Origin of the sequence: Bradyrhizobium sp. BRP22 (assembly GCF_020194175.1) — a bacterium.
Taxonomy (GTDB): Bacteria; Pseudomonadota; Alphaproteobacteria; order Rhizobiales; family Xanthobacteraceae; genus Bradyrhizobium.
On record NZ_JADYVX010000073.1, the window covers coordinates 1 to 11815 of the forward strand.

Sequence of the window (11815 nt, forward strand, 5' to 3'; positions counted from 1 at the left end):
GCCCAGACGGCGGTCGCCCCGCCGGCACCGCCTGCCCCACCGTCACCGCCCACACCTCCGGCGCAGAGCACCACCGCATCACCGCCGCCGTCCGAGCAGCCACCGCTGCCTCCGACGCCGCGGCCGGCGGACGTCGCTGTAGCACCGACGCCCTCCCCGAAGCCCGCCGATACACTGGCCGATGATCCGACCATCAAGACGCTGACGGCCCGGCTCAACGACAATCCCGATGACGCGGCTGCGCTTTACCGCCGGGGCCAGGTCTATGCCAGCAAGGGCGCCTACGAACTCGCCATCAAGGACTTCAACAACTCGCTTCGACTGAACCCCAAGGATGTCGAGGCCTACAACAACCGCTGCTGGGCTCGCACCGTCATCGGCGACCTGCAGGCCGCGCTGAAGGATTGCAACGAGGCGCTGCGGCTGCGACCGAATTTCGTCGATGCCCTCGATAGCCGCGGCCTCTTGAACCTGAAGAGCGGGCAGACGAAGAACGCCATTGCCGATTTCGATGCGGCATTGAAGATCAACCCCAGACTGACGTCCTCCCTCTACGGGCGCGGCCTTGCCAAGAAGCGTAACGGCTCGATCGCGGAAGGGGATTTGGACATCACCAACGCCAAGGCAATGGATCCGAACATCGTCAAGGAATTCGCCGATTATGGCGTGCAGTGACAACAATTTGGACTGGTAGTGCCGTCCAGCCTCGAACCTCGGACGGACGTGATAGACTAAAAATTCAAGATGGGCCGGGATCAAGCACCGGCGGTGATTTGGCAAGTTGATTTGAAACCGCGCGAACGGCGCAGGAGGGGCTGACAATGTTCGACATCACTGCGAAGCAGAATCTTGCTGCGATGTTTTCGATTGCAACCATCGGCGCCACGCTTGCTCTTGGCATGTCGGCCGCCCGCGCCGGTGACAACGTCACCGAAGAGCAAATCCTCAGGGCGCTGACGCCCGAGAAGAAGCCGTTGACCCGCGGCCTGTCGATCGGACCGAAGGTGGAGCCGGCCGCAAACGCCACCGAAGACAAGTTCGTGCGGACCATCCGCGGCCGCTCCACCCGCTCGCTGTCGTCGGCCGAGCGCGAGGAGATCGCGACCATCGTCAAGGACAAGCCCAAGATCGATCTGGAAATCAACTTCGATTACAACTCGGCCCAGATCAACGCCAAATCGTTGCCCTCAGTGCAGGCCCTGGGCCGCGCGCTGACCAATGCCGACCTGAAGGGATCCACCTTCGTCGTAGCCGGCCACACCGATGCCGCTGGCGGTGAGGCTTTCAACCAGGACCTGTCCGAGCGTCGCGCCGAGGCGATCAAGCGTTATCTCATCGACAAATACGGCATCGACGGTTCCGACCTCGTCACCGTCGGCTATGGCAAGACCAAGCTGAAGGATCCGAACCAGCCACTGGCGGAAGTGAACCGCCGCGTGCAGGTCGTGAACATGGAAAATAAGGCGACCGCGTCCAAGTAGCCGTCAGTAAACGGCGTGGCGCGGCGTGACACTTTAAGTGTAAGATGCGTCTCGTATCCCTGCGGGACGCATTTTGTTTTGGGCTAAACTTCAACACATTCGAAGCGTTCCGCTTCATCTGATTTCAGGTCTAGATCGATCCGGCGATGAAATTCTCCGAATACCTAAAGCCTGTGCTCGGAACAGTTTTCGTCGTCGCCGTCGGCGCCGGCTATTACTGGTTCGAGCATCGTCCGCGCCCGGAAGAGAAGGAAACGCCTGGCCAGGCGCTCGTCGTCGTCACCAAATCCACCAATGCCTGCTTCTCCGACATGGTGCGCGTCACCGGCTATATCGTGCCGCGTCGCGAAGCGCAGGTCGGCGTCGATCAGGAGGGCTCCAAGGTCACCGACCTCTTCGTCCGTGAGGGCGACACCGTGACCGAGAACCAGGAACTGGCGCGGCTGACCCCGCCGCCGCAACAGGCCGCCCAGGGCGCGAGCCGCGCGGCATCGTCGCTTTCCCTGCGCGCACCGGCCGCCGGCCTCATCACCGAGGTACGGACCGCCGTCGGCGCCCCCGCCTCCCCGCAGGCCGGACCGATGTTCCGAATCGCGATCAACAACGAAATCGAACTCGACGCCGAGGTGCCGAGTATCCATCTCTTGAAACTCAATCCCGGCGCAACCGTGCGGATCAGCCGCGATGACGCACCCGACATGGTCGGCAAGGTGCGCCAGATCTCACCGCAGATCGACCGCAACACCCAGCTCGGCCATGTCAGAATATCGCTCAACAACAATCCCTCGCTGAAGGTCGGCATGTTCGCTCGCGCCAATATCGACGCCAAGCGCTCCTGCGGCGTCGCCGTCCCACGCACCGCGATCGATCGCCTCACCCTGCAGGTGGTCAAGGGCAACACGATCGAGACGCGGAAGGTGCGGGTCGGGCTGACCTCGGACACGTCAACGGAAATCCTCGAGGGCCTCGACGTCGGCGAAACCGTCGTCGCCGATGCTGGAACCTCGCTGCATGACGGCGACCAGATCAAGATCATGTTCGCCGACGAACTCGAGCGCACGCGGACACGCTAATGGCTTTGAACATCTCGGCTTGGTCGATCCGGAACCCGCTGCCGTCGATCGTCTTCTCGATCATCCTGCTGGTGCTGGGCTGGGTCTCCTTCGCCAAGCTTGCTGTGACGCGGCTGCCAAGCGCCGATATTCCCGTGATCTCGGTCGCGGTGTCGCAATTCGGCGCAGCACCCTCTGAACTGGAAGCGCAGGTCACCAAGACGATTGAAGACGGCGTCTCAGGCGTGGAGGGCGTGCGCCACATCTCCTCTTCGATCACTGACGGCCTGTCAGTCACCACGATCCAGTTCGCGCTGGAGACCAACACCGACCGCGCGTTGAATGACGTCAAGGACGCCGTCACTCGTGTTCGCGCCAACCTGCCGCAAAATGTCACCGAGCCGCTGATCCAGCGCGTCGATGTCATCGGCCTGCCGATCGTCACCTATGCCGCGATTTCCCCGGGCAAGACGCCGGAGCAGCTTTCCTATTTCGTCGACGACGTGGTCAAGCGCGCGCTGCAGGGCGTGCGCGGCGTCGCCCAGGTCGAGCGCATCGGCGGTGTCGAGCGCGAGATCCTGGTCTCGCTCGATCCCGATCGGCTGCAGGCAGCGGGGCTGACCGCCGTCAATGTCAGTCAAATCCTGCGTGGCACCAATGTCGACCTCGCCGGCGGCCGCGCCGAAATCGGCAAGAACGACCAGGCGATCCGCACGCTCGCCGGCGCGAAGACGCTGAACGAGCTCGCCGGCACCATGATCCCGCTATTCGGCGGCGGCGAGGTGCGGCTCGACGATCTCGGCACGGTGACCGACACCATCGCCGACCGCCGGACCTTCGCCCGCTTCAACGGCGAGCCGGTGGTCGCACTTGGCATCAAGCGCTCGAAGGGCGCGAGCGACGTGGTGGTTGCCGCCGCGGTGCAGAAGCGGATCGAGGCGCTGAAGGCCGCCTACCCTGACGTCGACCTCAAGCTGATCGACACTTCCGTCGAATTCACCAAGGGCAATTATGAGGCGGCGATCTCGACCCTGTTCGAGGGCGCGATCCTCGCCGTCATCATCGTGCTGTTGTTCCTGCGCGACCTCCGCGCCACCATCATCGCCGCGGTCTCGCTGCCGCTATCGATCTTCCCGGCGTTCTGGGCGATGGACATTCTGGGCTTCTCGCTCAACCTCGTCAGCTTCCTCGCCATCACGCTTTCGACCGGTATCCTCGTCGACGACGCCATCGTCGAGATCGAGAATATCGTGCGCCACATGCGGATGGGCAAATCGCCCTACCGCGCCGCGCTGGAGGCAGCCGATGAAATCGGGCTCGCGGTGATCGCGATCTCGCTCACCATCATCGCGATCTTCGCGCCGGCGAGCTTCATGTCGGGCATTGCCGGCCAGTTCTTCAAGCAGTTCGGCATCACCGTATCGGTGCAGGTGTTTTTCTCGCTGCTTGCGGCGCGCTTCGTCACGCCGATGCTGGCTGCCTATTTCCTCAAGCATCAGGCGCACGAGGAGTCGCCGCCGGGCCGCATACTGCGGACCTATCACAGCCTGGTCACGTGGTCGGTGAAGCATCATTACATCACCGTCGTGATCGGCTTTGCCGTGTTCGCGGCGTCGATCTGGAGCATCAAGTTGTTGCCGCAAGGCTTCCTGCCGGCGCAGGACACCGCACGCTCGCTGCTGGCGATGGAGCTGCCGCCGGGCTCGCAGCTTGCGCATACTGAGAAGGTGACGGAAGAGATCGTCGCGCGTCTGCGCAAGCGACCTGAAGTGAGAAGCGTATTCGTCGACGGCGGCCGGGTGCCGCCCGGCACGCAGGAAGTACGCCGCGCTGCGCTGATCATCAACTACACGCCGAAGAGCGAGCGCAAGATCACCCAGCGCGAGCTCGAGCTCTCGATCAGCAACGAGCTCGAGAATGTCCCCGACATCCGCTACTGGTTCCTCGACGAGAACGGCCTGCGCGCGATCTCGCTGGTCGTGACCGGCGTCGACAGCAACATCGTCAACAATGTCGCAAGCGAGCTGGCGACGCAGATGAAGCGGATCCCGATCATCGCCAATGTGATCTCGGAAACCGCGCTCGACCGTCCCGAGCTCCGCATCCGCCCGCGCGCTGAACTGGCGGCGCGGCTCGGCGTCTCCACGGAGAGCCTGTCGCAGACGATCCGCGTCGCGACCATCGGCGATGTCGGCCCGGCGCTGGCAAAATTCGATGCCGGCGACCGCCAGGTGCCGATCCGCGTCCAGCTCGAAGACTCCGCCCGCAGCGACCTGCAGATGCTGGAACAGTTGCGGGTGCCGCTCGGCCCGCGCGGCGAACGCGGCGGCGTGCCGCTGTCGGTTGTCGCCGACATCCAGCTCGATCAGGGCCCGACCAGCATCAACCGCTACGACCGCGAGCGGCAGGCGACCGTCGCGGCCGACCTCGTCGGCAACGCCGCGCTCGGCGATGCCACCAGGCAGATTTATGAACTGCCGGTGATGAAGAGCCTGCCGAAGGGCGTCAAGGTGAGCCCGTCGGGTGACGCCGAAAGCCTCAACGAGCTGTCGGATGGCTTCGCCACCGCGATCACCGCCGGGCTGATGATGGTCTATGCAGTACTCGTGCTGCTGTTCGGCACCTTCCTGCAGCCGATCACCATCCTGTTCTCGCTTCCGCTGTCGATCGGCGGCGCGATCGCCGCGTTGCTGCTCACCGGCAAGCAACTGACCACACCGGTCTGGATCGGCATCCTGATGCTGATGGGCATCGTCACCAAGAATGCGATCATGCTGGTGGAATTCGCCATCGAGGCGATCCGCGCCGGCCAGAGGCGCGAGGAAGCGATGATCGACGCCGGCATGAAGCGCGCGCGCCCGATCGTGATGACGACCATTGCGATGGTGGCCGGCATGATGCCGAGCGCGCTGGCGGTCGGCGCCGGCGGCGAGTTCCGCTCGCCGATGGCACTTGCCGTGATCGGCGGTCTCTTGTTCTCGACGGTCCTGTCGCTGGTATTCGTGCCGGCGATGTTCATGGTGATGGACGACATCGGCAACGTGATCTGGCGCTTCGGCAAGCGGCTGATCGTCTCGCACGCCGACGAGGACCACGATGGCGAGCCACAGGCCAAGCAGCCGCCCAAGCCGCCGACAATGGTGTCGCCCGCGGCGGAGTAAGGCAGATCAGCAGTTGAAACGAGAACCATGAAAGCGGTTCTGCCGAACGCCGACAAGGCTATCCTCGATATTCGCAAGATCGAGGATTACTGCCTGAGCCCGTCCCATCCGCGCGGACGTCACAAGGCGCGGGTGTTTCGTGACGCACTAAACCTTCAACGTAGCGACGCGGCTTGGCTGCGTGAAACCTTGCTGGAGGCTATCCGTTCACATGAAGCCACCCAGACCGGGATGGACGCTTGGGGTACCTACTGGAGTCTCGATGTCGAGATCAGGCGACACGACAAGAGCGCTGTGGTAAGAACAATCTGGATCGTCCGGATCGGCGCGAGCCGGCCAAGCTTCGTTACCTGCTGGGTGTTGTGATGGCTGCAATAAAGAAGGACAAACAACCTTCTGTTCTTGACGTGGTGGCATTGCTGACAGATCTGCCGGCGCAACATCTTGCGCGCGGCCAAGTTGGCACTGTCATTGAGCAGTTGGACAGCGGAACTTCGCTCGTCGAATTCAGCGACGATCAAGGTCGCGCTTACGCTATCGTTCCCTGCCGTCGTGACGAGCTGCTTGTCCTGCACTACGTGCCTGAGGCGGCTTAACGATTACAGCTCTACTCGTTCCTCGCCACCGCGGTCAGCTTGTTCATGTTGTGCAGCAGGATCCGCCCGCGCTGCAGGTCAAGAATGCCGTCCTTGCGCCAGAGCTGGAGCTGACGGTTGACGCTTTCGCGCGCGGCGCCGACGAAGATGCCGAGCTGTTCCTGCGAGATATGGACTTCGGAGCCGTAGTCGGACGCCAGCGCACAGAGCCGCTTGGCGAGGCGGACCGGCAGGGGCTGCAGCACCGATTCCTCCATCCGCTCGCTCATCCAGCGGATGCGCTGGCACAACAGCTCGATCAGCTTTACGGCCACCTTCGGCTCTCGCTCGAGAAAGCCGAGGAAATCCTCACGGCGCAGCACGAACAATTCGCTCGGCTCGCCGGCGGTCGCGTCCGCGGTGCGGTCCTGGCCGTCGAGGACGGCGACCTCGCCGAAGAGCTCACCGGGGCCCATGAAGTTGAGCGTCAGCCGGCTGCCATCGGAGGCGCCGGTCTCGATGCGGATCTGGCCACGCCGGACCCCGAACAGGGCATCACCGGCATCGCCCTTCTGGAACAGCACCTCGCCCGCCTGGAGTTGCTGGGTGCGACAATGGCCCGCAAGCCGTTGCAATTCGTCCGCCCCCAGATCGGCGAACATCGTGTTCATTTTCAAAATGACCGCAAATTCGGCCTGTTTGCTCATTGTAATGCCTTCCACAATAACCTCCCGAGCGGCTTGCCTGCAGCCCGGGGTAACAAAATTCACCCCCATGGAAGTGTGCCATAAGTCACATAAGTTTGCAGCAGCGGCGGATTATTTTCGGCTGCTTTGAGCGGAAACCTGTTTCCGGGATAAGGTCATGGAGTAGGCCGCGTCGTGGCGCGGCCGGCGGGGCGACGTTTGCGCGGTCTGGAATGTCGAGATGAGAGTACTGAAAATCGCGGGCGCCGCGATCGGAGCCGTGATCGTCGTCATCGCGCTGCTTGCCGTGATCGGCATCCCCTCCAGCTTCCTGACGTCGGCGATCCAGCAGCGGGTCGAGCGTGAGACCGGTTATCGGCTGGCCATCAATGGCGGCGCCAAGATCAGCCTGTGGCCGTCGCTCAACGTCACACTCAACGACATCGCGCTGCAGGATCCGAAAGAGCGCGAGATCAACAATCGCCTGACCGCGAGCAGCATGCAGGCTGACGTCACGCTGTCGAGCCTGTGGTCTGGCGAGCCGCAAGTCACCGATCTTCTGATCGTGCGGCCGGTCCTGACCATGCCGCTGCAGCGCGTGCGCGAGCCCAATCCGCCACCGAAGAGCAGCGCCTCCGGCACCAGCGGGGCCAAATTCGGCATCGAGCATGTCAGCGTCATCGGCGGCACGATCGTGTTCTCCAATGTGCGCGACCGGGTCGAGAGCCGGATCGAGACCGTCAATGCGGAGGCGACCGTCGGCAGCGATCGCAAGATCCTGATCACCGGCAATGCGCGCGGCGGCGGCCAGCCGCTGAAATTCGAGATCAAGGCGACCGCGCCGGCGCCGCCGATCGAGCGGCAGAACATCCCGACCGAAATCGCGTTCGAAGCGCCCGGCCTGTTGCAGGCGCCGCTGTCGGCGCGAGCCGAGGTGCGGGTCAACGGCACGGTGGTGATGTTCAACGGCGTCAGCGGCACGCTCGGTGACGGCGGTTTCAACGGCTGGGCCTCGGTCGATATCGCCAGCAACAAGCCGCTGGTGAAGCTCGACCTCGATTTCCAGCGCCTCGCCGTCGCGATGGAGCGCGGCACTCCGGGAACGGCGGCGCAGCCCTGGAGCAATGCGACGATCGACCTCGTCGGGCTGAATTACGTCGACGCGCAGGCCAAGATTTCCGCCGCCGAGCTCAATATCGGCGATGGCCGCTTCGCGCCGGCGGCAATCGAGGCGACGCTGATGAACGGCGTGTTGAAGGCGCGGCTCGCCAATCTCGGCGCCTATGAGGGCAACGCCAATGGCGACCTCGCCATCGACGCCTCCACCAGCAGTCCGACCTACGTGCTCAGCGCCGATCTCGGCAATGTGCGGGCGCTGCCGCTGCTGCGCAGCCTTGCCGATTTCGACAAGCTCGACGGCCGGATGCAGGCGAAGATCGCGGTACGCTCCTCCGGAAACAGCCAGCGCTCGATCATGACGAATATGAGCGGCACCGCATTCGCGGTGTTCCGGGACGGCGCGATACGCGGCCTCAACGTCGCGCAGATGATCCGCTCGCTGACCACAAGCCCGCTGTCCGGCTGGCAGGAGGGCGATCAGCTGGCGACAGACCTGAGCCAGCTCTCCGCCTCCTTCAAGATTGACAAGGGCCAGGCGGTCACCACCGACCTCAACCTGGTCGGTCCGCTGGTGAAGATGACGGGGGTGGGCACCATCGACCTCGGCACCAAGATGATCGGCTTCCGCGTCGAGCCGAAGCTGGTGATGACCACCGAGGGCCAGGGCCGCACTGGCGATCCGGTCGGCCTCGGCATCCCCGTGATGATCGAGGGGCCGTGGGACGGCCCGCGCATCTATCCGGAGATGCAGGGCATCCTGGACAATCCCGAGGCCGCCTATGCCCGGCTGCGGGAGATGGGCAAGGGTCTGTTCGGGCCAAACGGCATCAATCTCGGCGGACTTCTTGGCGGCGGCCAGGATGGAGCCGGCAGCCAGGGTGGCAGCACGAACGGCCAGGGCCAGGGCGGGCTGCTCGGCGGCCAGCTTGGCGAGACCATCGGCAACCTGATCCAGCAGGGCCTGAACAGCGGAGCACAGCCGCAGCGCCCGAGCCGCAGCATCCCGCCGGCCACGGCGCCGCAGCAGCAACCCGAGCCGCCGCCTTCGCCGCCGAGCGATAGCGGCGAGACGCAGGACAGCCAGGCGATGAATGAAGTGCTGCGCCAGCTCTTCAATCGCTGAGGCGCCCGGGTAACCATCCTCGGCGCCAGCCGCAATGTCAGCATAATCCATGCTAGAACAGGGCCGAACGCGGCCGCTGAGAACCTGTTTTTCGCCGCGGGACGGATTTGCGCGCTCCGGACCAGGAGGGAGTGCACGAGGGCTTGGATGAGCGGCGTCAAGGACAAGATCCGGTTCCGGCGCGAGGGCCTGTTCGCCAAATATGTCAGCGCGCTGGTCGGCCTCGTCGTGTTCGTGCTGGCGGTCAACGGCGCCATGGAGACCTGGATCTCCTACCGCGGCATCAAGGTGGCGCTCACGGACGCCATGAGCGAGAGGGCCGACGCCACCGCCCGCCGCATCGAGCAATCGATCGCCGACCTGGAGCGCCAGATCAGCTGGGTCACCCGCGCCTCCTCCACCACCACCGAGCAGCGACGCGCCGACTACACCCAGCTCCTGGGCCAGGTGCCGCAGGTGAGCCAGCTCACCCAGGTCAACGGAAGCGGCCGCGAGACGCTGCGGCTGAACCGCCAGACCGTGACCATCGCCGGCAACGCCGACTACACCCGCGACATCAGTTTCACCGACACGCTGACCCGTGGCACCAGCTATGGCGCCGCCACTTTCCGCGATGGCCATCCCTTTATGGCGATCGGCCTGGCGCATTCCGGCTTCAACGCAGGCGTCACCATCGCCGAGATCGACCTCGGCTTCCTCGCTGGCCTGCTCGGCGAGGCCGAGGTCGGCAAGTCCGCCCTCGCCTATGTCGTCGACCCCAGGGGCCGCGTGCTGGCGGCTTCCGCCAAGGGGCCCGAGGTGGGCAAGGACCTGTCGAAGCTGCCGCAGGTCGCCGCCGTTCTCAGCCCGGGCGGCAAGCAACTCGCGACCGGCAAGAACGCGGTCGGCGATGCGGTGCTCACGACCTCGCGCGCGGTGCCCACCCTTGGTTGGTCCGTGTTCTTCGAACAGCCGACCGCACAGGCGCTGGCGCCGATCCGCGACCAGCTCATCCGCATCGCGCTCCTGATCGCGCTCGGCCTCGTGGTCGCAATCATTGCCGGCACGGTGCTGGCGCGGCGCATGCTGGTGCCGATCACCGCGCTGCGCGCCGGCGCGCATCGCCTGGGTGACGGCGATTTCGGCCACCGCATCGACGTCAAGACCGCGGACGAACTTGAGGAGCTGGCGCAGCAGTTCAACAGCATGGCCGCGCAACTGCAGGAGACCTACACCGACCTCGAGGCCAAGGTGAAGGAGCGGACGCGGGACCTCGAGGCCGCGCATTCCACCGTCCGCGAGCAGGCCGACAAGCTGCGCGAGCAGACCGAGCAGCTCAAGGACTGGAATCGGCATCTCGAGGAGCGTGTCGAGACCCAGCTCGGCGAGATCGAGCGCATCCGGCGGCTGGAACGTTTCCTCGCACCGCAGGTCGCGCAATTGATCGCGTCTTCCGACGGCCATGACTCGCTGCTCGACAGCCATCGCCGCGAGGTGACGGTGGTGTTCTGCGACCTGCGCGGCTTCACCGCGTTCACGGAGAGCACGGAGCCGGAAGAGGCAATGAACGTGCTGCGCGAATATCACGCCGCGCTCGGCGAACTGATCTTCCGCTACGAAGGCACGCTCGACCGCTATGCCGGCGACGGCGTGATGATCCTGTTCAACGCGCCCATTCAATTCGCCGACCACACCGCGCGCGCGGTGAAGATGGCGGTGGGGATGCGCGACGCTATCGGCGCGCTGACCGAGCGCTGGCGCAACCGCGGCCACAATCTCGGCTTCGGCATCGGCATCGCGCTCGGCTATGCCACGCTCGGCCAGATCGGTTTCGAGCAGCGGCTGGAATATGCCGCGATTGGCAGCGTCACCAATCTCGCCTCCCGCCTCTGCGCGGAGGCCAAGGCCGGCCAGATCGTGGTCAGCCGCCGCGTCTACGGCATGGTGGAGAAGCTGGTCGAGGGCCGGCCGATCGACGACCTGCAGCTGAAGGGATTCAATCATCCCGTGCTCGCGGCCGAGATTTTGCGCTGGAAGGGCGAAGCCGAGCAGGCGGCGGAGTAGCTCGCTATCGTCCCGGGCTTGACCTGGGCTTGACCCCGGAACCCATAACCACAGATGCCGATTGTTGAGACGGAAGCGGCCCCAGCGTCGCGCCACGCGAACATTCGTGGTTATGGGTCCCGGCCTTCGCCGGGACGACGACGAATCAGATTCGATTTTCAAACAGCCACTCCCCCGTCATCGTCCGCGAAGGCGGACGATCCAGTATTGCAGAGGCGGCAGTGCTCACGCTGAGACGCCGGTGGTTACTGGATGCCCGCCTTCGCGGGCATGACGACGGAGTGTGGATATAAGTTCGCGTTCTCGCGGCGCGTTGCGTCCGAGCTTTGCATCTCGTTTCACCCTCCTCGATATCAGAGGGCGCAGGGAAAGCCGGGTGCTGGTTGCACCCGTGGGCCCCGTGCAACAAAAAGCACGGGGGTAGGACCACAGGTCAACCGGAGCAACACCGGCTTTCCCTGCGCGATGGTTTACGGCTTACTTCGTGCTCTTGTGTCCGCAGAATCTGCCAGAATGTGCGAACGGGCGGTTGGATCAGAACCGCCCGTCGCTGGATCTGAGCCCGATCGTGCTCC

At 64.5% G+C, this 11815-nt stretch carries 9 protein-coding genes; 8 read left to right on the forward strand and 1 reads right to left on the reverse strand.

Annotated elements, in window-relative coordinates:
• From I6F35_RS38835 to I6F35_RS38860, 6 genes are all read left to right on the forward strand, one after another.
• A partial coding sequence (locus I6F35_RS38835) for a tetratricopeptide repeat protein (RefSeq protein ID WP_225122858.1) occupies positions 1 to 675 on the forward strand: 675 nt, incomplete at its 5' end.
• Between the two features lie 146 nt (positions 676 to 821).
• The gene (locus tag I6F35_RS38840) at positions 822 to 1481 is read left to right on the forward strand and encodes an OmpA family protein (RefSeq protein ID WP_225122859.1); all 660 of its coding nucleotides are present in this window, start codon (positions 822 to 824) and stop codon (positions 1479 to 1481) included.
• A 146-nt stretch (positions 1482 to 1627) separates the two neighbouring features.
• A complete protein-coding gene (locus tag I6F35_RS38845) occupies positions 1628 to 2554 on the forward strand; it encodes an efflux RND transporter periplasmic adaptor subunit (RefSeq protein WP_225122860.1) in 927 nt (308 codons plus the stop codon).
• A complete protein-coding gene (locus I6F35_RS38850; protein WP_225122861.1) occupies positions 2554 to 5694 on the forward strand; it encodes an efflux RND transporter permease subunit in 3141 nt (1046 codons plus the stop codon). Before I6F35_RS38845 ends, I6F35_RS38850 begins: the two co-directional genes overlap by 1 nt.
• A 27-nt stretch (positions 5695 to 5721) precedes the next feature.
• Positions 5722 to 6060, forward strand: a complete 339-nt coding sequence (locus I6F35_RS38855; protein ID WP_225122862.1) for a DUF6883 domain-containing protein — start codon at positions 5722 to 5724, stop codon at positions 6058 to 6060.
• Positions 6060 to 6290, forward strand: coding sequence for a DUF4926 domain-containing protein (locus tag I6F35_RS38860; RefSeq protein WP_225122863.1), 231 nt, complete (start codon positions 6060 to 6062; stop codon positions 6288 to 6290). The genes I6F35_RS38855 and I6F35_RS38860 overlap by 1 nt, the downstream gene beginning before the upstream one ends.
• Positions 6291 to 6301: 11 nt before the next feature.
• Here I6F35_RS38860 and I6F35_RS38865 read toward each other — a convergent pair whose 3' ends face one another.
• Positions 6302 to 6976, reverse strand: coding sequence for a Crp/Fnr family transcriptional regulator (locus tag I6F35_RS38865; protein WP_225122864.1), 675 nt, complete (start codon positions 6974 to 6976; stop codon positions 6302 to 6304).
• 220 nt (positions 6977 to 7196) lie between these two features.
• On the opposite strand from I6F35_RS38865, the gene I6F35_RS38870 reads away from it, so the two are divergent.
• Both I6F35_RS38870 and I6F35_RS38875 read left to right on the forward strand, forming a co-directional pair.
• Positions 7197 to 9197, forward strand: coding sequence for an AsmA family protein (locus tag I6F35_RS38870; RefSeq protein WP_225122865.1), 2001 nt, complete (start codon positions 7197 to 7199; stop codon positions 9195 to 9197).
• A gap of 147 nt (positions 9198 to 9344) precedes the next feature.
• Positions 9345 to 11240, forward strand: a complete 1896-nt coding sequence (locus tag I6F35_RS38875) for an adenylate/guanylate cyclase domain-containing protein (protein WP_225122866.1) — start codon at positions 9345 to 9347, stop codon at positions 11238 to 11240.
• Positions 11241 to 11815: the final 575 nt, after the last annotated feature.

Coding starts and splice junctions, on each gene's coding strand:
- I6F35_RS38840 (WP_225122859.1), top strand. CDS start 822: ATGTTCGACATCACTGCGAAGCAGAATCTTGCTGCGATGTTTTCGATT.
- I6F35_RS38855 (WP_225122862.1), top strand. CDS start 5,722: ATGAAAGCGGTTCTGCCGAACGCCGACAAGGCTATCCTCGATATTCGC.
- I6F35_RS38865 (WP_225122864.1), bottom strand. CDS start 6,976: ATGAGCAAACAGGCCGAATTTGCGGTCATTTTGAAAATGAACACGATG.
- I6F35_RS38845 (WP_225122860.1), top strand. CDS start 1,628: ATGAAATTCTCCGAATACCTAAAGCCTGTGCTCGGAACAGTTTTCGTC.
- I6F35_RS38860 (WP_225122863.1), top strand. CDS start 6,060: ATGGCTGCAATAAAGAAGGACAAACAACCTTCTGTTCTTGACGTGGTG.
- I6F35_RS38850 (WP_225122861.1), top strand. CDS start 2,554: ATGGCTTTGAACATCTCGGCTTGGTCGATCCGGAACCCGCTGCCGTCG.
- I6F35_RS38870 (WP_225122865.1), top strand. CDS start 7,197: ATGAGAGTACTGAAAATCGCGGGCGCCGCGATCGGAGCCGTGATCGTC.
- I6F35_RS38875 (WP_225122866.1), top strand. CDS start 9,345: ATGAGCGGCGTCAAGGACAAGATCCGGTTCCGGCGCGAGGGCCTGTTC.